We start from the raw sequence: 24062 nt of genomic DNA, 5'->3' as shown, positions 1-24062 counted from the left end.
GATGGTTCTGGCATATGGATTGTTAGGTTTGATAGTGCTTCTATTCTTTTTGGTTGTTTACATGTGGCGAGTGGCTAATCAGGATAGGCTGATTATTCAAGATTTATATTTTAACGATTTTCCGGAAGGGTTTGGGGAAATTCGGATTTTTTTCATTTCCGATATACATCGGAGAACCGTTTCGGATCGTCTAATCACGGATGTCATAGGTAAAGTGGATTTAGTGATTATCGGAGGGGATATTCGGGAAAGTGGAGTTCCTTTAGAGCGGGTCGAAAAAAACATCTTGAAATTGAAGGGAATTGGTCCTTTATATTTTGTGTGGGGAAATAATGATTACGAAGGGGATTTTCACGAGTTGGATGCTGCGCTCTTGAAACATGGGGTCAAGATCTTGGATAACACCTCCGTTTCGTTCGAGTCGAAGAAAAGTGAGCATCTCGCCCTCTTAGGTATAGATGATATATCTGTAGAAAGGGACAGGCTCGACCTTGCTCTGTCGGATTGCGGAAATGAGCACTTCCGGATATTGATCAGTCATAACCCGCTAGTGAAAAATCAAATAAAGTCAGAACACCGTATTAATCTCGTTCTTTCAGGACATACCCATGGAGGGCAGATTCGTTTATTTGGATTTGGTCCATATCGTTTGGGAGGCATCACAAAAGAAGGGGAGTGTATGTACATAACGAGTAACGGATATGGGACAAGTACGGTGCCCTTGAGACTCGAAGCGAAGCCGGAAACCCATTTGTTTACATTGAAAAAAGGGGAAAGTACAGGATTTGGGGACGCTTTAGAGAAGGTTTATTAGGCTAACAGCTAAAATGAGCATATTTGAATTTTACAGGGTGGAGATAATCCACTATAATTTCTACAAATGATGTTCTGTTATTGGAGGCCTTGTTAAATTATGCAAGAAGGTAAATATAATATAAAGGCGGTTTCTAAACTGCTAGGTATCCAGCCTGGTACTTTAAGGGCATGGGAAAGACGGTATCACTTCATTGAACCCATCAGGAATGATTCAGGTCATAGATTGTATACGGAAAAACATCTCCATATCCTAAAATGGCTAATCAATAAAACGAATCAAGGGTTTACAATCAGTCAAGCTGTATCGTTGCTTGAGAGCTCTGAAAAGATAGAGGGCGAAGCTTATGAAACAAAGCAAGATAATGACCAAACGGTTAAATTAGCTAATGAGTTGCTTGAGGCGCTCTTAGACTTCGATGAAAATAAGGCTCAAACGATCATTAGTCAGGCTTTCAGTATGTATACGATTGAACATACGGTAGTTGAGATACTCGGAGGCATTCTTGTTCAAATTGGTAACAAATGGGAAAGTGGAGAAATCACTTCGGCTCATGAACATTTTGCTTCCTCCATTCTCAAGGCCAGAATCAGCTCCATCATGCATACCATTCCGACAAGCGGTTTGTTACCTAAAGCATTAACCGTGTGTGCGCCGGGGGAAAAGCATGAATTTGGGTTGTTGATTTTTACTATTTTCCTAAAAAGAAAAGGATATGAAACGATTTATTTAGGAGAATCGATTGCTGACGAGGATCTCTTTATCGCATTGAATATAATTAAACCAGCTTTTCTCTTCATGTCTTGCTCGCTTTCTGGGAATCTCCCTGGAACTTTAAAGTTGATAGAAGAGCTTTGGCAAGAGTTCCCTGACCTGAAGGTGGGGCTTGGGGGAGAAGCGCTGAATCATATGTCGGAGGATAACCGAAAGAAGTTCAATCATGTTTTAATTGGCGGCATCCAAGCCGATTGGACTAAATGGTTGAAGTCTTAATTCATTCCTCGAAAATAATGGATATGCACCTTGAGACCAAGTCTTCATATGATGTATGAAGATGGAAACCAGGGGGCATTTTTTTATGAAGTTGGAGCGATTAACGAATAATAAAATCAAGATATTTCTGACCCTTGATGATTTAATTGATAGAGGCATTACAAAAGAGGATATCTTAGGGAATTCCTTGAAAGTGCACAAATTGTTTCAAGATATGGTCGAGGAAGCATGTGAAGAACTCAGTTTTAAGATGAGTGGTTCTATTGCCATTGAAATTTTTTCTTTGCCTGCTCAGGGTTTGATCATCATTGTAACGAAAGATGAAGAAGAATTATTTAATGAAGAAGAGTTCCTTGATCTACAGGTGAAAATCGATGAATCGCCCCATATTCTCTATGTTTTTCACGATTTTGAAGATGTAATCCAATTGTGTCACCGCTTGACTTTTCAAGGTATGCTTAATAGCTCTCTTTATTTTTATGAGGGAAAATATTATTTATTGATTGAAGACGTGAAGGATGCTACTTATGAAACGGTTATCTCTTTAGCGGCTGAGTATGGTCATGCATCGACGCTGACATTATACCGCATTAATGAATATGGGACCCGTTTGATCGCAAAGGAAGCCATACATGCTTTAAGCACGCATTTCATTTAGCCTAAAAGGGGAGACAGGGCAGACACTTCTAATATAGCTGAACACGGTTTGCCTGAAAAACCTCATCGCTTTCGGTTTTAGTCTTAGAGAATAGGGGGAATTAAAAAGTAACAAGTGGAATGATACCGTTTTCATTTTTTGAATATTTCTAAATTTTAAATTCACATTTTTACTCTTTGCTTTAATATTGCGAAGGTGTATACTAGCACTGAAGAGCTCTAATCGCTAATTATAATATATGGATGAGATTATATAGGGGGTACTATAATGGAATCGGCAAAAGGGAATGGCCACGTGAACGAGGAAGAAAAACATGATGTGCTAAAGTCTACCCAGACTGTAATACATAAAGCACTGGACAAACTGGGGTATCCTGAAGAAGTATTTGAACTGTTAAAAGAGCCATTACGGTTATTAACGGTAAAAATGCCCATTCGCATGGATGATGGATCCGTTAAGATATTCACAGGGTACAGGGCACAGCATAACGACTCTGTTGGTCCTACAAAAGGTGGAATTCGTTTCCATCCGAATGTGACGGAACGTGAAGTGAAAGCGTTATCCATCTGGATGAGTTTGAAATGTGGAATTGTTGATCTTCCTTATGGTGGAGGTAAGGGTGGAATAGTATGTGATCCTCGTAATATGTCCTTCCGAGAGTTGGAAAGACTTAGCCGGGGCTATGTCCGTGCGATCAGCCAAATCGTGGGGCCTACAAAGGATATTCCTGCACCAGATGTATTTACCAATTCACAAATCATGGCGTGGATGATGGACGAATATAGCCGAATTGATGAATACAATTCGCCTGGTTTCATTACTGGTAAACCCCTTGTGCTAGGTGGTTCTCATGGTCGTGAATCTGCGACTGCTAAAGGTGTGACTATTTGTATTAATGAAGCCGCAAAGAAACGCGGTATTGATATAAAAGGGGCACGTGTTATCATTCAAGGTTTTGGGAATGCAGGTAGTTTCTTAGCGAAATTCATGCATGATGCGGGTGCTAAAGTTATAGGGATATCGGATGCTTATGGTGCGTTACATGATCCTGATGGTTTGGATATCGATTATTTGCTAGACCGTAGAGACAGTTTTGGAACTGTTACGAAATTATTTAAAACGACCATTACCAATCAAGAGCTTCTTGAATTGGATTGCGATATATTAGTTCCAGCCGCTATCGAAAATCAAATCACGGAAGATAATGCCGCGAACATTAAAGCTTCCATCGTGGTGGAAGCGGCCAACGGACCTACTACAATAGAAGCTACGCAAATTTTAACTGACCGTGGTATTTTATTGGTTCCTGATGTCTTGGCTTCGGCTGGAGGCGTTACTGTTTCTTACTTCGAATGGGTTCAAAACAACCAAGGGTATTATTGGTCTGAAGAAGAAGTTGACGAAAAACTCGAAAAAATTCTGGTGAAGTCATTCAATAATATATATGATCTTTCCCAATCCAGACGTGTTGATATGCGATTAGCAGCCTATATGGTCGGGGTAAGGAAAATGGCGGAAGCATCCCGTTTCCGTGGGTGGATTTAATACTTATATAATGTATGCTTAATTTGTAAATGCTAGTGGGTACAAGCATTATCTTTGAAAAGATTTGTAAAAAATCCTATCATTTAATGATAGGATTTTTTACGTAGAATGATTTATATTTTATATTATAGATAGAAAGGCAGTGGCATGAAAAATGAATAATGAAGAAGTTATTATAATCGGAGGGGGTCCATGTGGACTGGCAGCTGCCATAGCACTGAAAGAAGCGGGGATTGGCGCCCTTGTTATAGAAAAAGGCAATGTTGTTGATTCCATTTATCGTTATCCCACACATCAGACCTTTTTTAGTTCCAGTGAGAAGTTGGAAATAGGTGATACGGCATTCATTATCGAAAATCGAAAACCCGTCCGAAATCAGGCCCTTGCCTATTACAGGGAAGTTGTCAGAAGAAAAGAATTGCGGGTACATAAGTTCGAAAAAGTTGAAAAAGTCGAAAAACAGGATGACGGACGCTTCCTTGTGAAAACATCTAAAGGGAATTATACAGCGTTGCGTGTTATCGTCGCTACAGGTTATTATGATCATCCTAATTATATGTGTATTCCAGGAGAAGAGCTTCCTAAAGTCTTTCATTATTTCAAAGAGGGACATCCCTACTTTAACTGTGACGTTACAGTCATCGGAGGTAAAAATTCAAGTGTGGATGCGGCATTGGAATTGGTCAAGTCCGGGGCAAGGGTCACTGTCCTGTATAGAGGCTCTGAGTTCTCAACAAGCATCAAACCGTGGATACTTCCTGAGTTCGAGTCATTGGTTCGCAATGGGAGAGTTGTGATGGAATTCAACGCCACAGTAGATAAGATCACGGAAGACAGTGTCGTGTATCGTGTAGGTGACGTGGAAAAGGTGATTGACAATGACTTTGTATTTGCGATGACGGGTTACCATCCCGATCATTCGTTTTTAGCTTCGATGGGCATTTCAATTGATCAGAAAACAGGAAGACCTACTTATGATGAAAATACGATGGAGACAAATGTTGAAGGCATTTATATCGCGGGTGTCCTGGCAGCAGGCAATAATGCCAACGAAATATTTATCGAAAACGGCAGGTTCCACGGCGAATTAATTGCCCATCATTTAGCTTCAAACAAAAGTAAATAAGGAGCTGAATAAGGATGCGGAAAATATCATTAATTACGACAGGTGGAACGATTGCAAGTAAAGAAACCACGGATGGCATGTTGTCATCAGGAGCTTTGAGTGGAAAAGAGTTGGCCTCCCTTTGCGAGCTGCCAAAGGAAATTGAAGTTAAACTTGTCGATCTTTTTCAAATACCGAGCATGTCCATGGATTTAGATAAAATGGATGAACTAAAGCTGGCCATCCAAAAAGAATTGAAAGACCCGGATGTTGCTGGGATAGTTGTAACCCATGGTACTGATACATTGGAAGAAACGGCATTTTTTCTTGATCTCACCACGAATGATCAACGGCCGATTGTGGTAACTGGTTCGCAACGCTCTCCACAAGAAGTTGGAACGGATGTGTATTCGAATTTAAGAAATTCCATTTTAACAGCTGCAAGCCCCCTTCTTGAAAATGTTGGTGTAGTTGTCGTTTTTAATGAAAGAATTTATTCAGCTAAGTATGTTAAAAAAGTGCATGCCTCCAATTTACAAGGATTTGAATCCTTTGGATATGGTTACTTGGGGATCATTGACAATGAAGTGGTCAGCCTATATCAGAAACCATTATACCGTGAGAGTTTTGATGTGCAAGGTTCGATTCCGAGAGTGGATATCATCAAATGCCATACAGGCGCCGATGGTATCTATATCGAAGCCTCTGTTAACAATGGAGCTAAAGGAATAGTACTCGAGGGTGTTGGCAGGGGTCAAGTAACACCACGAATGGTGCCTGCAATACAAGATGCTATGGATAAAGGGATTGCTATCGTCATGACGACAGCTGCGGAAGAGGGGAAGGTATACCCCGCCTATGACTATGTCGGAAGTGCCGCGGATTTAAAACAAAGAGGCGTGATTTTAGGTGCGGATTATGACAGTAAAAAAGCACGCATAAAGTTAGCTGTCATACTGGCAAGCGAAGTGATTTTAGAAGAGGATCACTTTAAATACTGACGGGTAATAAAATGGAAGACTTTGATTACAGGATTTAATTTTTGTGCATTCCGTGGTACGATTAAAGAAAAGAAAAGAGGTCAGCTCATGCTGGTCATTTTGTCAGCGGCTATTGCGCCGGGGTTGGCGTTACTTAGCTATTTTTACTTGAAAGATCAATATGATACCGAACCTATTTCAGTGGTCATCAAAACTTTTCTATTCGGTGTCTTCCTTGTTCTCCCAATCATGTTTATACAATATGTGCTCGAAACGGAACACATTTTAGATACGGATTTTGCCAATGCGTTTTTATGGGCTGCGTTGCTTGAAGAATTTTTCAAGTGGTTCATACTGATCTATGTCATCTACCAGCATATTGCCTTTGATGAGCCTTATGATGGGATCGTTTATGGGGCAGGAGTTTCTTTAGGTTTCGCCACAATGGAAAATGCGTTGTATTTGCTTGCCAATGGTGTAGAACATGCTTTTAGCAGGGCAATCCTACCAGTATCGAGCCATGCCTTATTTGGTGTTATCATGGGGTATTATTTAGGTAAAGCTAAATTTTCCTCTAAAAATAACAGGTCCTACTTACTCTTGGCTCTTCTCGTTCCCTTTATGTTACATGGAATTTATGATTATATCTTGATCTCCCAAAAATTTTGGGTGCATTTAATCATGCCGTTCATGATTTACCTTTGGTGGCTGGGAATGAAAAAGGTAAAGAAGGCTCGACTTCTATCTAAATTTCATGCAGAAGAACTTTCTCAAAATCATTATGTTAGTAAATAATAGTATTCCTGATTCGGAGTGTTGGCATAAATTGCCCACTCCGTTTTTTATTGCCATGGAATAAAACTACCGCTTAAGAAGAAAATAGAAGTACGTTAATTTAAATGAAGAGGAGTGTTTTGATGAAAGGGAATTCGTTAACATGGAAATGGTTCCTGCTGTTTTCATGCATTGCGATTTGTTTCGGAGTTTTCCCGGAAACAAGAACAAATGCCTTTTCGAGTCAAGTTATTCAAAGGGGCGCAGTTGGCGATGATGTAATCGAATTACAGGCACGCTTACAGAACATCGGTTACTATCAAGGGAAAATTGATGGAGTGTATGGCTGGGGTACATATTGGGCACTTCGGAATTTCCAAAAAGATTTCGGTCTGCCGATCGATGGGTTGGCAGGAGAAACGACAAAAAAGAAGCTTGTTAAAGCTTCTAATTACAATAAGGAATTTGTTCATGACCAGATTAAAAAAGGAAATGAGTTTACTTACTACGGGGGAGTTGACATTGATAAGCAAGTCAAAGTTAAAGATAGTGCCTCGAAAAATGAAACAAATAACTCTTCATCGGAAAATTCATCGCCAGGTGCAGCTACTTCGGCCAATCTTCCAGGAGGATATTCACAGAATGATATCCAACTGATGGCGAACGCAGTTTATGGTGAATCTCGAGGGGAACCGTATACTGGGCAGGTTGCAGTTGCAGCTGTCATTTTGAATAGGGTAGAGAGCGCTTCGTTTCCCAATACCGTTTCCGGGGTGATTTTTGAGCCACGTGCTTTCACGGCAGTGGCTGATGGACAAATTTGGCTGACCCCGAATGAAAAAGCAAAAGAAGCCGTCCTGGATGCCATTAACGGTTGGGACCCAAGCGGCAACGCGGAATATTATTTTAACCCTGATACAGCAACCAGTAAGTGGATATGGTCTAGGCCACAAATAAAAAAAATCGGAAAACATATTTTCTGTAAGTAAAGAGGTGAAGAAAAATGGTTAGGAATATAGTGATTGCCATACTTGTTATTGTCGTTGGTGGAACCGCATTTTGGGGGTACCAGGAACATAAAGAAAAGAATGCCGTATTAATCAATGCTGAAAACACATATCAGCGGGCCTTTCATGATTTAAGCTATCAAGTGGACCTACTGCATGACAAAATCGGGAGTACACTCGCGATGAATTCACAATCTTCTTTGAGCCCCGCCCTTACCGATGTTTGGCGTATCACTTCCGAGGCGCAAAGTGATGTCGGTCAGCTACCATTGACACTGCTTCCTTTTAATAAAACGGAAGAATTCTTATCGAAAATAGCAGACTTCAGTTATCAAACGGCAGTTCGGGATTTAGAAAAAGAGCCGCTAAACGATAAAGAATATTCGACACTAAATTCTTTATATACTCAAGCAGGAGACATACAAGGTGAACTGAGAAAGGTACAGTATCTTGTACTCAAGAATAATTTGCGATGGATGGATGTCGAGTTAGCCCTCGCGACTGGAAAAGAAAATCAAGATAACACAATCATCGATGGGTTTAAAACGGTCGAGAAAAAGGTTGCAGGGTATGGTGAAACAAATGAAATGAATCCCACATTTACCCCTGCAGAGCAAAAAGATAAAAACTATCAGAATGTGAAGGGGAAAGTATTAACTAAAAAAGAAGCTGCATCTGCTGCAAAAGATTATGCAAATATCAAAAAAGGCAACTTGAAAGTCAATGTTGAGGAAAATGGAAAAGGCTCCGACTATGGATTTTATAGCGTAAGCCTACTAGATAAGGAAACGGATACTGAAGTGAATATGGATATGACCAAAAAAGGCGGGTATCCAATCTGGTATATCAATAACCGAGACGTGAAGAAAACGAATATCGATTTAAATCAAGCTTATGCCAAAGCATCCGGATTCCTTAAGAAGCATGATTTCAAATCACTTGAACTGTTTGAAAGTGCACAATATGGTCATATCGGATTATTTAATTTTGTTTCATCAGTCAATGGGGTAAAGATATACCCAGATTCGGTGAAAGTAAAAGTAGCGTTGGACGATGGATCAATCATCGGATTTTCGGCAGATGAATTTTTAAAGGCTAATAAAATACGGGAAATTGATAATGCAAAAATTACTGAAAATGAAGCTAAAGAAAAAATTAATTCCAATGTCAAAATCATGGAACAGGGAAAAGCACTAATTCTTAATGATCTCGGTGAGGAGGTACTGTGTTACGAATTTCTTGGGACGATTAAGAACGACACATACAGAATATTCATCAATGCTAACGACGGCAAGGAAGAAAAAGTGGAGAAATTGAAAAATTCGGAACCTGTTTATGAAAAGTTAATCTGAGTTGATTTATATAATAAATGGAAACAATAATAGGAAAAAGTACCTAGGTACTTTTTCTTTTTTTAATTCCATGACATAATAAAAAAGACTTTTTATGGATTATACAGGATAAATTATAGTGAATTTTCTATGATTTCCTTGATTGGTTATCCTTTTTATTAAAACGGAGGATGTGGAGAACGATGTTTAAAATAGGTGATATGTTAATGCTGGAACAAAAATACTCTTCTCAAAAGGAAAAGTTTAAATGTATGGTCGTAGAAATGGAACCTGAATCTGGTTACTTTTATATAGACTATCCCATAAGTATCGAGACGGGGAAAATAGCGTTTCTTGTGGATGGAACACAACTGAATATTTCCTTCTCGGATGAGGAACAAGCCGTATATGTTTTTGATTCTGAAGTGTTAGGAAAAGTTAAAGGGCAGATACCCATGATTCAACTCTTGTTACCCAATGAAGAAACGTTTGTGAAAATTCAACGGAGACAGTATGTCCGTCTTGATGTGACCTTAGATACCGCACTGCATCCGGTGAATTATGAGTTTGCCCCTTTTCACACGCTGACTGAGGACATCAGTGCAGGGGGAGCCTCCATCAGGCTTTTAAAAGGGATGGATATCGATTCTTCCTCACAATTATATCTATGGATGGCCCTTACTTTAAAGTCAGGGGAGATTCAATATTTACGGTTAAGAAGTAAAGTGATTAGGATAACCGAGCAGGACCATGGTAATAGGTTGTTACACATTCAATTTATAGACCCTCCAAGAAATGATGTTCAAACATTGATGCGGTTTATTTTTGAAAAGCAGGTGGTTTTGAAGAAAAAAGGGCTTTATATGTAACTGAAGTGAATGAGAAGTCCGATTTCCTACCATACTGAGTGTATAACAAAGTTTGGAAAGGGACAGTTATGAGAACATTCGAAAGGCTGTTAATCAAAGTGATTGTAATCCAACTAATCTGTTTACTCTTTTTTCAGCTTCTCCTTAGTAGGGAAAATCGTATCTTTGAACTGACAAAGCTCTCGAAGTATGAGGGAGTTAACACCAATAACTATACAAAAATTATTGAGACCTTTAACGGTACAATAAAATAAAGCGTGGGATACCCGCTTTTTTTTCTGAATATTTCACTAGTCAAGAAAAATTTTGGTTAATATCTATAGGTTTCATGTCTTGATGTGATTTTCAATTCACACATCCTTTTATTAATCTTTTCTCGTTAATTGTGATAAAATGAAAGGGAAATAAACTATCATCATGATCGTAGGATTCTTGGGAGGATTTATGAAAAAAAAATTATCAGTTGCAATCGATGGGCCAGCCGCTGCTGGAAAAAGTACGGTTGCGAAAATTGTTGCAGAAAAGTTCAATTACATATATGTAGATACAGGTGCAATGTACCGTGCACTAACTTATAAAGCGTTGAATCACGGGGTTCTCCTGAATGATGAGAACGCTTTATTCAATATTCTGATCCATACGGACATTGCTTTAAGACCTAGTGAGTCGGGACAAATGGTGTTTGTGGATAATGAAGATGTTACTACACAAATTAGGAATAATGAAGTAACCGGGTCTGTCTCCGAAGTGGCAAAGCACCGAAGTATTCGCGAAGAAATGGTCAGAAGGCAGAAAATGTTCGGAGAAAATGGCGGAGTTGTCATGGATGGCAGAGATATAGGTACGCATGTACTGCCAAATGCTGAAGTAAAGGTATTCCTCATTGCTTCTGTGGATGAAAGAGCTCAACGAAGACATCAGGAAAATATTCTAAAAGGCTTTCCTTCTGACATTGAAGTATTAAAAGAAGAAATTGCTACTAGGGACAAGCTAGATTCTGAGAGAGAAGTTTCCCCCTTGAAAAAGGCAGATGATGCTGTAGAGATTGACACGACTTCTTTATCAATCCAAGAAGTGGCAGAGAGCATCATGTCATTGATAGAAGAAAGGAAAAGATGACCTTGGATTTTTATACTTTTGGCAAAAACGTCGTAAAAGGCGTTTTAACACCCGCTTACAGGGTTAAAACGTTAGGGAAGGAAAATATACCTAAAGAGGGAGGCGTGCTGATTTGTGCCAATCACATTGATAATTTGGATCCGCCCGTCGTTGGGATGACGTCTCCTAGGGATATTCACTTCATGGCGAAGGAAGAATTGTTTCATGCCCCCATATTAAAGGGTATATTACCTAGGGTAAATGCTTTCCCCGTTAAGAGAGGAAACAGCGATCGGGAATCACTTAGAAAAGGGCTGAAACTTTTAAAAGAAGGCAAAGTAATTGGGCTATTTCCCGAAGGTACAAGAAGTAAAACAGGTGAATTGCAAGAAGGATTAGCTGGAGCCGGTTTTTTCGCATTGCGATCCGAAGCTGTAATCGTTCCTTGTGCAATAATTGGTCCGTATCGATTATTGCGTCCTTTAAAGGTCGTATATGGACCACCTATTGATTTTAAAGAATATCGAGAGAAAAGGATTTCAGCTGATGAAGCTACCAAGATAGTCATGGGCCATATTGGAAAATTGATTTCTGAGCATAAATAATCCTTTACGCTTGACAATTCACTGATTTTGTTAGAATTTATAAAATAGGGGTAATATTCCTTTAAAGGAATAAAAATGGAAATTTAATTTTATTACTCTAAAAAGAGGCTGTTTCATCTTTATAGAAAGTGTTTTTAAAAATCACTTTAAATAAAAAATGTGGCCGATGAATTTGCAGATCAGTCATGGGTTAAGGAGGAGTTAGTAATGACAGAAGAGATGAATCAAGTAGAAGTGAACAACTATAATGTTGGGGATCAAGTAAAAGCAACCGTTTCAAAGGTAGAGGAAAAACAGGTTATTGTCGATGTGGTAAACAGCAAGTCCGATGGGATCATTCCTATCAGCGAGTTGTCAAGTCTTCATGTCGAAAAAGCGTCTGATGCCGTCTCAGAAGGAGACATCTTAGAACTTGAAGTTATCAAAGTGGAGGAAGAAGCTCTTATTCTATCAAAACGTAAAATTGATGCACTTAAAGCTTGGGATGACCTAGAAGAAAAATTTGAAAATGGAGTCGTATTTGAAGCAGAAATAAAAGATGTTGTCAAAGGCGGACTTGTTGTAGATCTAGGCGTGCGTGGTTTTGTTCCAGCTTCTTTAGTAGAAGACTATTTTGTTGAAGACTTTTCTGATTACAAAAACCGAACTTTAACATTCAAGATTGTAGAACTTGAGAAGGATAAGAACCGTTTGATTCTTTCCCATCGAGCGGTCGTCCAGGAACAAAAGGAAAAACAGAAAGCTAGTGTTCTTGATACGATTGAAAGTGGTCAAGTGATTGAAGGAACTGTTCAAAGAATAACCGATTTCGGTGCTTTTGTTGATATTGGAGGCGTGGACGGGCTTGTTCACATTTCACAACTTTCTCACCAGCATGTAGATAAAGCATCGGATGTCGTTACCGAAGGCGATAAAGTACAGGTGAAAGTCCTTTCAATTGATCGTGATAATGAAAGGATTTCACTGTCCATAAAGGATACGTTGCCTGGTCCTTGGGTGGATGTCTCTGATAAAGCAGCAAAGGGTTCCGTACTAGAAGGGGTCGTTAAACGCCTCGTTTCCTTTGGTGCCTTCGTAGAGATTTTCCCGGGAGTGGAAGGCCTAGTCCATATTTCACAGATATCTCATAAACATATAGCAACGCCGCAAGAAGTTTTACAAGAGGGTCAGTCAGTCAAAGTGAAAATTCTGGATGTCAATGAAGCAGAACAACGGTTATCATTGAGCATAAAAGAACTGGAAGACCCTCAATCAAATTACTCGTCCGATTATGAGGTTCCTGCCGAAACGAAAGGTTTCCAGTTGGGAGAAATGATTGGCGACCAATTAAAAAAACTAAAATAAGATGATAAATTGGAGAGAGCCTTGGAGAGAGCACAACGAAAAATAGACCATATAAACATTGCATTGAGAACTGGTCAGCAACGTAAATCCGGATTAGAAGATGTTTCGTTTGTTCACCAAAGCTTACCTGAGATTTCTTTGGATAATGTAGATTTCACAACCGAAATTGGCGGACTTACACTAAGTTCGCCAATTTTTATAAATGCGATGACCGGTGGCGGTGGAGTTGAAACCGAACGAATCAATAGGGAGCTGGCAATTGCTGCAAGGGAAACTGGGATGGCAATGGCTGTTGGCTCGCAAATGGGAGCTATCAAAGACTCTGGCCAGGAAGCTTCGTATAAAGTGGCGAGGCAGGAAAACCCTGATGGAATCTTAATTGGAAATCTTGGTGGTGAAGCCACTGTCGAACAAGCAAAGCGGGCGAGTGATATGATTCAGGCTAATGCCTTTCAAATTCATATCAATGTCATTCAAGAGCTGACAATGCCTGAAGGAGATAGAAACTTTGTGGGTATATTGTCCAGGATAGAAGAGATCAATAAAAGCCTAGATGTTCCGCTCATAGTTAAGGAAGTTGGCTTTGGTATGAGTAAGGAAACCGTGGAACAGTTGCATTCTGTTGGGGTATCTATCATTGATGTTGGTGGATTCGGGGGAACGAATTTCGCTAGAATCGAAAATGAAAGACGCTCCAAAGTACTCGGTTACTTCAATGATTGGGGTATTCCAACAGCTGCATCCGTAATAGAGGCAGTCAATGTCTCACCAGCGTTGTCCATTTTGGGTTCCGGCGGTATTCAAAATCCTTTGGAAATGGCAAAAAGTCTAGCTTTAGGAGCAAAAGGACTAGGGGTAGCCGGCCATTTCTTAAAGTTGCATAAGGAAAATGGCTTAAAGAAGTTGATTGACGAAATAAATTACATACATGAAGATTTAAAAATCATCATGACTGCACTTGGCGCCGCGAATCTTCCAGAGCTTAGAAAGACCAAGATGGTAATTACCGGTGATACCTTTCACTGGTTGACTCAAAGGGGCATAGATTGCTCTGCTTATGCCAGATGAATATAACGAAAGAAGCACCTTCTATTTGCTACAGATAGAAGGTGCTTCTTTTTGTCCTTAAGTACGGTTTCTTTTTCTAGCCTCTTCAGGACTTTCTAATTTAGTTGCACCTTTGTATTCCAGGGACTGGTCCCGATCGGATTCCACACGGTTACTTTCTCTTAATTTCCTTTCTTGGCGGTCTTTGCCCACAAGATTCCACCTCCTTTCCTTTATTGTAAGGCTTGTTTTTTAGACACCTATCAAAAGTCCATGTTTATTCTTTTCATAAATAACCCATAATGTTACTTAAAAAGGGGGGAAACTGTTATGGATGGGATATTCTTTTATTGGGTTTCATGGATAGTGTGGATTTGTGTCGTGTTTTTTATTCCCAATACCGTTGCCTATCGGTTTGATTTTCTTTTCCACCTGTTGGCTACCATGGTCCTTGTTGGTTTTACCCTTGAGATTTCCTCCTTTACTGTGCATATAAGCGGTATATATCTTTTTCTCATCCTTTGTGTATACATGAGAAAGCTATCCTTCATGAAGACATTAGATGTTGTCATAGGTAGCATAATTGTCGCTCTTGCCTATGCAAGTTTTCAGTTGTTCTCTCTACTTGATCCGATTTGGCTTATCATAAAGGCACCCTATCTTCTATGTATGCTCCTGAATTATCTAATACTTATGCTTTTTAAAGACTGGAAACGTAGAATGTCCGTCCTGTTATTAGGAATGATCCTTGGTGATATTGTGTATTCTTCCCTCCTTCATTTTCATTCATTGAATCACGAGGCCCTTTCCTATGAATGGCATGATCATGCAGTCATGGTCTTATCTACGAACGCACTATGGAGAGTACTCGAACTCTTAAGCGGATATTTATTTTCATTATCGCAGACGAGATTTTTGTCGAAGGAGGGAAAGGAGAACTACACCCAATAGATAAGTCTGCTTTTTGAATTTTTAAATCCTTTAATGCTTTAGTATTTTTAGGGGAATATTGTAAGAGAGAGGCTTTTATACATACAAACATTGTTGATTAGTGAGAAATTTGTTACTATAGGATAGTTAGAGGTCTGTAGATAAATCGTAAAGTGCTCTAATTATATTAAATGGAAGCTGTTGCCGAAAGCTTTTTTTGGCTGTCTTCATTTTTTTGGCTGTTTTAATTATGTTTAGCAAGCGGTTGATCTGCTGTATGTTCCCTTAGGAACAGGGGAGTAAGCAGACGCATGCCTGTATATACATGATACGTTTAACTTGCCAACAGTATGAATTTTCGTACTGATGGAAGTTTCCTTTATATGATGATGAATACAGCCTTTTCCTTAAAAAAAAGGAAATAATGAAAATCACAGTGCAGATGAAATATTAAAAGAATGCACCCAAGAATTTCGTGACTTTGACAGAGATATAGTAGCAGAAAGGGTGAATAGCAATGCCAAAACCGGTAATTGCGATCGTTGGTCGGCCAAATGTTGGTAAATCAACAATCTTTAATAGAATAGTGGGAGAACGTGTTTCAATTGTTGAGGACGTTCCTGGAGTAACAAGAGACAGGATCTATAGTTCAGGTGAATGGTTAACGCATGACTTTAACATCATTGATACAGGTGGAATTGATATCGGTGACGAGCCGTTCCTGGAACAAATTCGTTCCCAGGCTGAAATAGCCATTGATGAAGCAGATGTTATTATCTTTATGACGAATGGACGCGAAGGTATAACTCCAGCGGACGAAGAGGTAGCTAAGATTCTCTATAGATCCAAAAAGCCAGTCGTTCTGGCTGTCAATAAAGTTGATAATCCGGAAATGAGAGATCAGATTTATGATTTCTATGCGCTAGGCTTTGGGGATCCATTCCCTATTTCAGGTTCACATGGATTAGGGCTTGGTGACCTGTTAGATGAAGCAGCAAAACATTTCCCTAACTACGGTGGACAGGACTATGCTGATGATGTAATTAAATTCAGTTTGATCGGTCGCCCGAATGTTGGTAAATCATCGCTGGTTAATGCCTTATTAGGGGAAGAACGTGTCATCGTAAGTGATATCGAAGGAACGACCCGTGACGCAATTGACTCACCGTATAAATACAATGGAAAAGAATATGTCATCATAGATACGGCAGGAATGCGGAAAAAAGGGAAAGTGTATGAAAGTACAGAGAAATATAGTGTACTTCGTGCATTAAGGGCTATTGAACGATCTGATGTTGTTCTAGTTGTCCTCAATGCGGAGGAAGGTATCCGTGAACAGGATAAAAAAATTGCTGGATATGCTCATGAAGCAGGCAGGGCGGTTATCATCGTAGTCAATAAGTGGGATGCCATCGAGAAAGATGAAAAGACCATGAAGGATTTCGAAGAAAAGATACGAGCTCATTTCCAATTCTTGGATTATGCGCCGATCATTTATCTATCCGCGTTAACTAAAAAACGGACACATACTTTGTTGCCGGTCATTGATCGGGCTAGTGAAAACCATGCTATTCGTGTTCAAACAAATATATTGAATGAAGTGGTCATGGACGCTGTAGCTATGAATCCAACACCTACTCATAATGGTAACCGTTTGAAAATTTACTATACGACCCAGGTAGCAATCAAGCCACCTACTTTCGTTGTATTCGTTAATGATCCAGAGTTAATGCATTTCTCATATGAGAGATTTTTAGAAAATCGTATTCGGGATGCCTTTGGATTCGAAGGTACACCGATACGGATTTTTGGACGCCAAAGAAAATAGAAAGGGCGGTATGTACAATGGTGAAAGTAAAGGAAAGTATCGCGGTTATTGGTGCAGGGAGCTGGGGAACCGCTCTAGCCATGGTGTTAGCTGATAACCATCATGAAGTGAGATTATGGGGACATAACGAGAAGCAGATTGATGAGATAAATCTTGAACATACTAATAATAAATATTTGCCAGGGATTGAGCTGCCTGTAGGGATTAAAGGATATTCCTCCATGGAACAGGCTTTAATTGGCATTGAAACCATTATTTTGGCTGTTCCGACTAAAGCCTATCGTGAAGTGCTTGAGAAGATTGAAGCCGTTCACGATAATCCGTTAACGATAGTACATGTGAGTAAAGGGATTGAGCCAGATTCGCTTTTACGCATATCTGAGATGATTGAGGAAGTTTCTTCGCCAGAATGGCTTAAAGATATAGTCGTTCTTTCAGGACCGAGCCATGCTGAAGAAGTCAGCAAGCGTCATCCGACTACAGTTGCCGTTTCTTCAAAAAATATGAAAGCGGCAGAAAAGGTTCAGGATCTCTTTATCAATCATTCATTCCGTGTGTATACTAATCCGGATTTAGTTGGTGTAGAAATTGGCGGAGCCTTAAAGAACATCATTGCTTTGGCTGCCGGCATCACGGACGGTTTAGGTTATGGGGATAATGCGAAGGCTGCCTTGATCACGCGTGGTCTGGCAGAAATTTCTCGTCTAGGTGTTGCAATGGGGGCCAACCCTCTTACCTTTTCAGGACTAGCTGGCATCGGTGATCTGATCGTGACCTGCACAAGCGTGCACTCACGTAACTGGAGAGCCGGGAATTTGCTGGGTAAAGGCCAAAATCTAGAAGAAGTTTTAGAAAATATGGGTATGGTGGTTGAAGGGGTCAGAACGACTAAAGCGGCTTACCAGCTTGCACAAAAGTATGATGTAAACATGCCAATCACAGAAGCCTTATACCGTGTGTTGTTCAATGGTGAAGAAGTGAAAAAGGCTGTTGATCTCTTGATGAATCGCTCAAAAACGAATGAAATGGAAGAACTTTTTAACATAATGGATAGCAGACAGTAAAATTAACTCCATAAAATAAAAGAATTTCATTAAAATGGGCATTTGAGGATGCCCCTTACCGAATATCAGCATACAATGCAACGAAAGTAAACTAGTAATTTGACCTCGGCACGGGGGATTTAGTCAAATGGCAGAAGATATTTAATTATCTTCTGCTTTTTTTATGTAGAACTCTTTTCATTTATCTGCAAAAGCGAATAGCGGATGTAAAGAAGTTTTGACGGTCTATCCCATTATATTTCTAGCCAGCCTTCGGTCTTTTTTTTATTTTGGGGCAGAAGGAAAAAAGTATTCTATATTTTTCATATAGGAGGTTAATACGTGAGGTTTTCTAAACGATTGGGGAATGATGGGCCATTGAGTATTATATTCATTCTTTACTCAAAAACGAATATTTTAAATAGTTTGGACAACTATTTAATACCTTTAACGTATTTTGGTATGTTATAATAATTTCTGGAAAAAGGAGTGATGATGATATGACACCAGCTCTGCAAAAAATGTGGATATCCTTCATAGCAATGGGCTTTATGGTTATCTCTATCTTACTTATTTACGGAAGTCGTTATAAACTAAAAGGAATATGGAAAGGCTTAACAGCAATTATTGCATACATACTTATGCTTTTAGCCGGTTTGATCATCCTTATCGTTGTTCTGAGCGGCCCAACCACTTAATAGGTGAGGAGAAATCATGAGAAATTCTTTCAAAATATTATGTTTATTATGCATCTCTGGACTATTGACAGGATGTCTGTATCCTCAGGAGCAAAAAGTTCAAAATCAATTACCGTACAAAGAGCAAATGCAATCCGTCCAAAGTGCTGTTGATCAATTTAAAGAAGATGAGGGCGGCATTCTGCCAATCGTTACGAAGGAAGCTGAAACGCCGATCTACCAAAAGTACGTAATCAAATTCACTAAGATTTCACCGAGGTATATGGCGGAGCCGCCAGATAATGCTTATGAATCAGGGGGAGTGTTTCAATACGTCTTAGTGAATGTAGAAGATGATCCGACCGTAAAGCTTTTGGATGTCAGGATGGCCCAGAAAATTCAAGATATTTCTGTACGTTTGCAGGCATATCAGCAAAGCAATGGATACCCCCCTTTTAAAGAGAGGGTATCGGAAAATGTCTTTACGCTTGATTATGAAAAGATGGGTCTGAAGGAAGCCCCAACGGTAACGAGCCCGTATTCACAAAAGGACCTCTATTTGGTGGTGGATGGGGAAGGAAATCTTTTTGTTGATTACACCCCGGATTTATATGATGTATTGCAGGAGTATGATGGGAAAATCAAGCCTGGCGAAGATATTCGTGAACTCCTGGTGGAAAAATCGGAATTTGTGCCAGCGTATTCGCTGCCATATACGATAGATGAAAAAAACAAAAGTCCAATATTTCTTACAAAATAGTCATAACCCTTCTTCTACAAAATATATTGTAGGGGAAGGGTTATTTCTTTATCTTCATTTTATCTTACTTTTAAAATAACAACCCTTATATAAAATCTGTCGGTGGAGGAAGGTATTGGAAAAAGTATAAACGGAATGGATTTTTCGGACAACATCATAGACATATCGTGTCCTAAACACGAGCAAATGGATAATTGATCCCAAAACGCTAATTCGGGAGGGGATACCTTGGAAAAGGTAGATATTTTTAAAGATATAGCTGAAAGAACTGGTGGAGACATATATTTAGGTGTAGTCGGTGCTGTCAGAACAGGGAAATCCACATTTATAAAAAAATTCATGGAGCTTGTCGTGATTCCGAATATACCGTCAGAAGCGGACCGTGCAAGGGCTCAAGATGAATTGCCACAAAGTGCAGCGGGAAGAACGATCATGACGACTGAACCTAAATTCGTCCCGAATCAGGCAGCTTCCATTCAGGTAGCGGAAGGTTTGGAAGTGAACATTCGCTTGGTGGATTGTGTAGGGTATACAATACCCGGGGCCAAAGGGTATGAAGACGAAAATGGCCCCCGCATGATTCATACTCCATGGTATGAAGAACCGATCCCTTTCAATGAAGCAGCTGAAATTGGCACACGAAAGGTAATCCAAGATCACTCGACTTTAGGAATAGTGGTCACAACGGATGGGACAATTGGAGAGATTCCCCGCAGTGATTATTTAGAGGCGGAGGAAAGGGTCATAGAGGAATTGAAAGAGGTTGGTAAGCCTTTTATCATGGTGATTAATTCCGTGCAACCACATCACCCTAATACAGTCGCCCTGAAAGAATCATTGCAGGAAAAGTACGATATCCCTGTATTGGCCATGAGTGTCGAAGGAATGCGCGAATCGGATGTATATAGTGTGCTTCGTGAAGCCCTTTATGAATTTCCGGTTCTTGAAGTCAATGTCAACCTTCCGAGCTGGGTAATGGTCCTTCGTGAGGATCATTGGTTACGGGAAAGCTATCAGGATGCTGTTAAAGAGACGGTAAAGGACATTAAACGTCTAAGAGATGTCGATCGTGTAGTGGGACATTTCAATGAGTTTGAGTTTATTGATCATGCGGCGCTGGCTGGGATTGAAATGGGGCAGGGTGTAGCAGAAATCGATTTGTACGCTCCAGATGAACTATATGATGATATCTTAAAGGAAATCGTGGGGGTTGAGATACGAGGAAAGGATCATCTGTTATCTTTGATGCAGGATTTTGCCTATGCCAAAGCGGAATATGATCAAGTAGCAGATGCTTTGAGAATGGTTAAACAAACCGGATATGGTGTGGCGGCTCCATCTCTTAATGATATGAGCTTGGATGAGCCGGAAATCATCCGTCAGGGAGCCAGGTTCGGAGTCAGGTTAAAAGCGGTCGCACCATCTATCCATATGATAAAAGTCGATGTGGAATCAGAATTTTCTCCTATCATCGGCACAGAGAAGCAAAGCGAAGAGTTAGTCCGATATTTAATGCAGGATTTCGAAGACAATCCACTTTCTATTTGGAATTCAGATATCTTCGGCCGAAGCCTAAGTTCGTATGTTAGAGAAGGTATTCAGGTGAAATTAGCCATGATGCCGGATAATGCACGCTATAAGTTGAAAGAGACACTTGAAAGAATCATCAATGAAGGTAGTGGAGGATTAATAGCGATCATTTTATAAGTGAGATATTGGCCGGACCAACTCCTTAATGGGATTGGTCTTTTTGTTGTGAAACATGAAAAAAACAGCTACTCGATAAAATCGGGTGCGTGAAGTTAAATGTTTTATTTGGCAGATACTCTAAAAACCCCATTGTTATGGGATTTTAAGTGGTAGTGGAAGTTTAATTTCTATAAAATAGGGAAATGATGATTAGCGAGAGACAAATTTTATAAATTATACAATTTTTTATGAAAAGATTCCCATTATTTTTTGAATTCCCTTGCTATGCGAATAGGATTTGTGATAATCTACATACAGAAAACGCGTTATAACAGCGATTTCAACCTATTATTTAACTTTGTTGATGTGTCCCTTTTCTAGGCACACATGATTGGCAGGTAGGGAAATTTACCACTGAATTAAATATCAAATCACTATTATCGAATTGTAATAATGATTTTTTATAAGATCCTTTTGGGAGGAGGTGAATGGCATGAACAAAACAGAATTGATTAATGAAGTTGTTACAGCAACTGAAATTTCTAAGAAAGACGCTACAAAAGCTGTTGATGCTGTTTTTGATACAATCTTAGAAGCTCTTAAATCTGGAGATAAAGTACAATTGATCGGTTTTGGTAACTTTGAAGTTCGTGAACGTGCGGCTCGTAAAGGTCGTAACCCACAAACTGGTGACGAAATCGAAATAGCAGCTAGCAAAGTGCCAGCTTTCAAACCTGGTAAAGCCCTGAAAGATGCAGTGAAGTAATTTTACCATTACATACGGGTGCTTAACCGAAAAAAAGGACCGCGTGCATACGCGGTCTTTTTTTGCTTCTTAATTTCTATCTATGCTATTATTAAAGGCAGTGAATACTGTTGAAAAGGTAATTTAGTAAAAGAATCGTTGAACGTGATGTAAGGTAACGAACACGTAGATTAATTCTAAAACAGTTATTTGATAATAGAACGTTAAATGCCAGGGTGTTTGCCTTGTGTTTTTTACTCATACATATATTTTTAAATTAAATTGGAGGTAAGGGAATGGCAACTGTTGATCATGCAAAAATAGAAGAAGCAGTGAAGATGCTTCTTGAGGCTGTTGGGGAAGACCCAGAGAGAGAAGGGCTACTGGATACTCCAGGGCGCGTGGCGAGGATGTATGAAGAAATCTTTTCAGGGCTAAAACAGGATCCGAAAGAATATTTTGATACCGTTTTTGGTGAAGATCATGAAGAGCTTGTTCTCGTAAAAGATATCCCTTTTTACTCGGTATGTGAGCATCATTTAGTGCCTTTTTACGGTAAAGCCCATGTCGCTTATATTCCTAAAAACGGAAAAGTGACAGGGTTGAGTAAGTTAGCCCGTGCCGTTGAGGCGGTTTCCAAACGTCCTCAATTGCAAGAACGCATTACCTCCACTGTAGCCAATGCCATTATGGAAAAACTTGAACCGCATGGTGTGATGGTAGTGGTGGAAGCTGAACATATGTGCATGACAATGCGGGGCGTGAAAAAGCCCGGATCTAAAACTGTGACATCTGCAGTGAGAGGGTCGTTCGCGAAAGACCACCGCACACGGGCTGAAGTATTGGCATTCATTAAAGATTAATGATTAAGGATATAGGGGGAGAATAGAATGGATGAAAAGTTCTCAAGTGATTTTGTTGTCATCAAGGCCATAGAAGATAGCGTAAACGTTATCGGGTTAACTAGAGGGACAGATACTAAATTTCACCACTCTGAAAAGCTTGATTCAGGGGAAGTGATGATCGCTCAATTCACGGAACATACGTCTGCCATTAAAATCAGGGGACATGCAAAAATATACACGCCCTACGGTGAAATGGAAAGTGATTCAAAGAAGAATCCTGCCGTAAAATAACTCGGTATCTGTTTGGGTGATTTTGTCGCTTGTAAGGATATACATTTCCTTCCTCACTAGTTTTGGTTTTTTAATTAAGTGAACTTCTGCATCCATTTATTAAGAAAGAAGTAGCTCCCATATTAAGGGATGTTCATTTTGTAAACGTTGTTCATTTCAACTGATTGTTTTTATGGTATAATAATGTGTATTTTACACAGATAAAAAACGAATATGTATGAAAAATTATCTTTCGGGGATGCAAAGGTGATCTCAATTGTTAAACATAACGAATGACTTAAGACAATTAAAACAATCGATAGAAAAAAAAGCGCAACATCCATATTTACTTAAATATATCCAAAAGCCATTTGTTGATGAAAATAAATTAACATTGCTTTGGGGTCTATTTAATGAGTTGGACGTTTTAAGCGAAGAACGGGATCAATACATTAAGTCGACTATGCTTGTTCAAATAGCACTTGATACCCACGAAATCGTCTCTAATTCGTTCGAAGGGGCGGAAATGCCGGAAGTGTTAAAAAACCGGCAATTACAGGTCCTAGCAGGTGATTATTATAGCGGTTTATATTATCAGGGGTTAGCGGGTATCGGAAATATTGAGATGATTCGTGTACTTTCAGGTGCGATTAAAAATATTAACGATAATAAAATCATCCTTTATCAAAAGAGTGTACGTGACATTCCTACACTTTTAAAAACGTTAAAGGCAATTGAAGCCTCTCTTGTTTATAAAATGGCCGAATATTATAAACGACCAGATTGGATGGAATTATCGGAAGACCTTCTTCTCTTGAATCGCTTGGTGGCTGAAAAGGCAAACTACTTGCGTACTGGCGAATCGGTTGTCATTGATAACATGAGAAACATGATGCTTGATAAGAATCATAATGAAGTTCATCCTTCAGAAAAGGATGACCAGGTACGGATGGAAATGGACAAGTGTCTAAGAGAAGTTAGAAAAGCCGTCATGCTTTCTTCTCGGCATTTAACAAAGGAAAACGAAGAAATCTTACAAAGAGTGAGCGAGATACTTAAGCAAACAAAGAGTCAAGCGAACTCATGTGTGAAAGAAGGTTGAGCC

26 protein-coding genes are annotated in these 24062 nt (G+C 39.5%); 25 read left to right on the top strand and 1 reads right to left on the bottom strand.

Annotation, left to right across the window (positions count from 1 at the left end):
* Position 1 precedes the first annotated feature (1 nt).
* From ACIQXN_RS09495 to fni, 15 genes are all read left to right on the top strand, one after another.
* A complete protein-coding gene (locus ACIQXN_RS09495) occupies positions 2–814 on the top strand; it encodes a metallophosphoesterase (RefSeq protein ID WP_402965412.1) in 813 nt (270 codons plus the stop codon).
* A gap of 99 nt (positions 815–913) precedes the next feature.
* Positions 914–1807: a MerR family transcriptional regulator gene (locus tag ACIQXN_RS09490; RefSeq protein WP_402965407.1), complete on the top strand. Its 894-nt coding sequence runs from the start codon at positions 914–916 to the stop codon at positions 1805–1807.
* Positions 1808–1892: 85 nt separating this feature from the next.
* The gene (locus ACIQXN_RS09485) at positions 1893–2465 is read left to right on the top strand and encodes a genetic competence negative regulator (protein WP_402965403.1); all 573 of its coding nucleotides are present in this window, start codon (positions 1893–1895) and stop codon (positions 2463–2465) included.
* Positions 2466–2732: 267 nt separating this feature from the next.
* Positions 2733–4010 (top strand): Glu/Leu/Phe/Val family dehydrogenase, encoded by a 1278-nt coding sequence (locus ACIQXN_RS09480; protein WP_402965399.1) that lies wholly within the window; start codon positions 2733–2735, stop codon positions 4008–4010.
* 154 nt (positions 4011–4164) lie between these two features.
* Positions 4165–5136, top strand: coding sequence for a YpdA family putative bacillithiol disulfide reductase (locus tag ACIQXN_RS09475; protein ID WP_402965396.1), 972 nt, complete (start codon positions 4165–4167; stop codon positions 5134–5136).
* 14 nt (positions 5137–5150) lie between these two features.
* Entirely contained in the window at positions 5151–6116 is a 966-nt protein-coding gene (locus ACIQXN_RS09470) for an asparaginase (protein ID WP_402965392.1), read from the top strand.
* 87 nt (positions 6117–6203) lie between these two features.
* The gene (gene prsW, locus ACIQXN_RS09465) at positions 6204–6890 is read left to right on the top strand and encodes a glutamic-type intramembrane protease PrsW (protein ID WP_402965388.1); all 687 of its coding nucleotides are present in this window, start codon (positions 6204–6206) and stop codon (positions 6888–6890) included.
* A gap of 122 nt (positions 6891–7012) precedes the next feature.
* A complete protein-coding gene (sleB, locus tag ACIQXN_RS09460) occupies positions 7013–7858 on the top strand; it encodes a spore cortex-lytic enzyme (protein ID WP_402965384.1) in 846 nt (281 codons plus the stop codon).
* 14 nt (positions 7859–7872) lie between these two features.
* Positions 7873–9228 (top strand): germination protein YpeB, encoded by a 1356-nt coding sequence (gene ypeB, locus ACIQXN_RS09455; protein WP_402965380.1) that lies wholly within the window; start codon positions 7873–7875, stop codon positions 9226–9228.
* A 182-nt stretch (positions 9229–9410) separates the two neighbouring features.
* Positions 9411–10076: a flagellar brake protein gene (locus tag ACIQXN_RS09450; RefSeq protein WP_402965376.1), complete on the top strand. Its 666-nt coding sequence runs from the start codon at positions 9411–9413 to the stop codon at positions 10074–10076.
* Between the two features lie 68 nt (positions 10077–10144).
* Positions 10145–10330 (top strand): YpfB family protein, encoded by a 186-nt coding sequence (locus ACIQXN_RS09445; protein WP_402965372.1) that lies wholly within the window; start codon positions 10145–10147, stop codon positions 10328–10330.
* Between the two features lie 190 nt (positions 10331–10520).
* Complete coding sequence (cmk, locus tag ACIQXN_RS09440) at positions 10521–11195, top strand: (d)CMP kinase (RefSeq protein ID WP_402965368.1); 675 nt, start codon at positions 10521–10523, stop codon at positions 11193–11195.
* Positions 11192–11779 carry a lysophospholipid acyltransferase family protein gene (locus ACIQXN_RS09435; RefSeq protein ID WP_402965364.1) on the top strand — a complete coding sequence of 196 codons (588 nt, stop codon included), beginning with the start codon at positions 11192–11194 and terminating at the stop codon, positions 11777–11779. Before cmk ends, ACIQXN_RS09435 begins: the two co-directional genes overlap by 4 nt.
* A gap of 207 nt (positions 11780–11986) precedes the next feature.
* Positions 11987–13123, top strand: coding sequence for a 30S ribosomal protein S1 (rpsA, locus tag ACIQXN_RS09430; RefSeq protein WP_402965361.1), 1137 nt, complete (start codon positions 11987–11989; stop codon positions 13121–13123).
* Positions 13124–13144: 21 nt separating this feature from the next.
* Entirely contained in the window at positions 13145–14191 is a 1047-nt protein-coding gene (gene fni, locus ACIQXN_RS09425) for a type 2 isopentenyl-diphosphate Delta-isomerase (RefSeq protein WP_402965356.1), read from the top strand.
* A 57-nt stretch (positions 14192–14248) separates the two neighbouring features.
* On the opposite strand, the gene ACIQXN_RS09420 is transcribed toward fni, so the two are convergent.
* The gene (locus ACIQXN_RS09420) at positions 14249–14383 is read right to left on the bottom strand and encodes a YpzI family protein (protein WP_402965352.1); all 135 of its coding nucleotides are present in this window, start codon (positions 14381–14383) and stop codon (positions 14249–14251) included.
* 117 nt (positions 14384–14500) lie between these two features.
* On the opposite strand from ACIQXN_RS09420, the gene ACIQXN_RS09415 reads away from it, so the two are divergent.
* From ACIQXN_RS09415 to ACIQXN_RS09370, 10 genes are all read left to right on the top strand, one after another.
* Complete coding sequence (locus ACIQXN_RS09415; RefSeq protein WP_402965348.1) at positions 14501–15121, top strand: YphA family membrane protein; 621 nt, start codon at positions 14501–14503, stop codon at positions 15119–15121.
* A gap of 496 nt (positions 15122–15617) precedes the next feature.
* Entirely contained in the window at positions 15618–16928 is a 1311-nt protein-coding gene (gene der, locus ACIQXN_RS09410) for a ribosome biogenesis GTPase Der (RefSeq protein ID WP_402965344.1), read from the top strand.
* A gap of 17 nt (positions 16929–16945) precedes the next feature.
* Positions 16946–17992, top strand: coding sequence for an NAD(P)H-dependent glycerol-3-phosphate dehydrogenase (locus ACIQXN_RS09405; RefSeq protein ID WP_402965340.1), 1047 nt, complete (start codon positions 16946–16948; stop codon positions 17990–17992).
* Between the two features lie 479 nt (positions 17993–18471).
* Positions 18472–18669, top strand: a complete 198-nt coding sequence (locus ACIQXN_RS09400) for a DUF2768 domain-containing protein (protein WP_402869182.1) — start codon at positions 18472–18474, stop codon at positions 18667–18669.
* Positions 18670–18685: 16 nt separating this feature from the next.
* Positions 18686–19408, top strand: coding sequence for a hypothetical protein (locus tag ACIQXN_RS09395; protein ID WP_402965320.1), 723 nt, complete (start codon positions 18686–18688; stop codon positions 19406–19408).
* 228 nt (positions 19409–19636) lie between these two features.
* Positions 19637–21115 (top strand): stage IV sporulation protein A, encoded by a 1479-nt coding sequence (gene spoIVA, locus ACIQXN_RS09390; protein WP_402965316.1) that lies wholly within the window; start codon positions 19637–19639, stop codon positions 21113–21115.
* Between the two features lie 475 nt (positions 21116–21590).
* On the top strand, positions 21591–21863 hold the full coding sequence (locus ACIQXN_RS09385; RefSeq protein ID WP_318683240.1) for an HU family DNA-binding protein: 273 nt from the start codon (positions 21591–21593) through the stop codon (positions 21861–21863).
* 275 nt (positions 21864–22138) lie between these two features.
* A complete protein-coding gene (folE, locus tag ACIQXN_RS09380; RefSeq protein ID WP_402965312.1) occupies positions 22139–22705 on the top strand; it encodes a GTP cyclohydrolase I FolE in 567 nt (188 codons plus the stop codon).
* 27 nt (positions 22706–22732) lie between these two features.
* Complete coding sequence (gene mtrB / locus ACIQXN_RS09375; RefSeq protein WP_402965308.1) at positions 22733–22978, top strand: trp RNA-binding attenuation protein MtrB; 246 nt, start codon at positions 22733–22735, stop codon at positions 22976–22978.
* Positions 22979–23234: 256 nt separating this feature from the next.
* On the top strand, positions 23235–24059 hold the full coding sequence (locus tag ACIQXN_RS09370) for a heptaprenyl diphosphate synthase component 1 (RefSeq protein ID WP_402965304.1): 825 nt from the start codon (positions 23235–23237) through the stop codon (positions 24057–24059).
* Positions 24060–24062 lie beyond the last annotated feature (3 nt).

It is taken from the genome of Peribacillus sp. NPDC097295, assembly GCF_044761665.1.
In the GTDB taxonomy this organism is placed as follows: Bacteria; Bacillota; Bacilli; order Bacillales; family DSM-1321; genus Peribacillus.
The sequence above is the reverse complement of the archived record's forward strand: the minus strand, read 5'-3'. Positions and strand labels throughout refer to the sequence as shown.

What these genes read in the sequence shown, in the direction of transcription:
- ACIQXN_RS09495 (WP_402965412.1), top strand. Translation starts at nt 2, where the DNA reads ATGGTTCTGGCATATGGATTGTTAGGTTTGATAGTGCTTCTATTCTTT.
- ACIQXN_RS09490 (WP_402965407.1), top strand. Translation starts at nt 914, where the DNA reads ATGCAAGAAGGTAAATATAATATAAAGGCGGTTTCTAAACTGCTAGGT.
- ACIQXN_RS09485 (WP_402965403.1), top strand. Translation starts at nt 1,893, where the DNA reads ATGAAGTTGGAGCGATTAACGAATAATAAAATCAAGATATTTCTGACC.
- ACIQXN_RS09480 (WP_402965399.1), top strand. Translation starts at nt 2,733, where the DNA reads ATGGAATCGGCAAAAGGGAATGGCCACGTGAACGAGGAAGAAAAACAT.
- ACIQXN_RS09475 (WP_402965396.1), top strand. Translation starts at nt 4,165, where the DNA reads ATGAATAATGAAGAAGTTATTATAATCGGAGGGGGTCCATGTGGACTG.
- ACIQXN_RS09470 (WP_402965392.1), top strand. Translation starts at nt 5,151, where the DNA reads ATGCGGAAAATATCATTAATTACGACAGGTGGAACGATTGCAAGTAAA.
- prsW (WP_402965388.1), top strand. Translation starts at nt 6,204, where the DNA reads ATGCTGGTCATTTTGTCAGCGGCTATTGCGCCGGGGTTGGCGTTACTT.
- sleB (WP_402965384.1), top strand. Translation starts at nt 7,013, where the DNA reads ATGAAAGGGAATTCGTTAACATGGAAATGGTTCCTGCTGTTTTCATGC.
- ypeB (WP_402965380.1), top strand. Translation starts at nt 7,873, where the DNA reads ATGGTTAGGAATATAGTGATTGCCATACTTGTTATTGTCGTTGGTGGA.
- ACIQXN_RS09450 (WP_402965376.1), top strand. Translation starts at nt 9,411, where the DNA reads ATGTTTAAAATAGGTGATATGTTAATGCTGGAACAAAAATACTCTTCT.
- ACIQXN_RS09445 (WP_402965372.1), top strand. Translation starts at nt 10,145, where the DNA reads ATGAGAACATTCGAAAGGCTGTTAATCAAAGTGATTGTAATCCAACTA.
- cmk (WP_402965368.1), top strand. Translation starts at nt 10,521, where the DNA reads ATGAAAAAAAAATTATCAGTTGCAATCGATGGGCCAGCCGCTGCTGGA.
- ACIQXN_RS09435 (WP_402965364.1), top strand. Translation starts at nt 11,192, where the DNA reads ATGACCTTGGATTTTTATACTTTTGGCAAAAACGTCGTAAAAGGCGTT.
- rpsA (WP_402965361.1), top strand. Translation starts at nt 11,987, where the DNA reads ATGACAGAAGAGATGAATCAAGTAGAAGTGAACAACTATAATGTTGGG.
- ACIQXN_RS09415 (WP_402965348.1), top strand. Translation starts at nt 14,501, where the DNA reads ATGGATGGGATATTCTTTTATTGGGTTTCATGGATAGTGTGGATTTGT.
- der (WP_402965344.1), top strand. Translation starts at nt 15,618, where the DNA reads ATGCCAAAACCGGTAATTGCGATCGTTGGTCGGCCAAATGTTGGTAAA.
- ACIQXN_RS09405 (WP_402965340.1), top strand. Translation starts at nt 16,946, where the DNA reads ATGGTGAAAGTAAAGGAAAGTATCGCGGTTATTGGTGCAGGGAGCTGG.
- ACIQXN_RS09400 (WP_402869182.1), top strand. Translation starts at nt 18,472, where the DNA reads ATGACACCAGCTCTGCAAAAAATGTGGATATCCTTCATAGCAATGGGC.
- ACIQXN_RS09395 (WP_402965320.1), top strand. Translation starts at nt 18,686, where the DNA reads ATGAGAAATTCTTTCAAAATATTATGTTTATTATGCATCTCTGGACTA.
- ACIQXN_RS09385 (WP_318683240.1), top strand. Translation starts at nt 21,591, where the DNA reads ATGAACAAAACAGAATTGATTAATGAAGTTGTTACAGCAACTGAAATT.
- folE (WP_402965312.1), top strand. Translation starts at nt 22,139, where the DNA reads ATGGCAACTGTTGATCATGCAAAAATAGAAGAAGCAGTGAAGATGCTT.
- mtrB (WP_402965308.1), top strand. Translation starts at nt 22,733, where the DNA reads ATGGATGAAAAGTTCTCAAGTGATTTTGTTGTCATCAAGGCCATAGAA.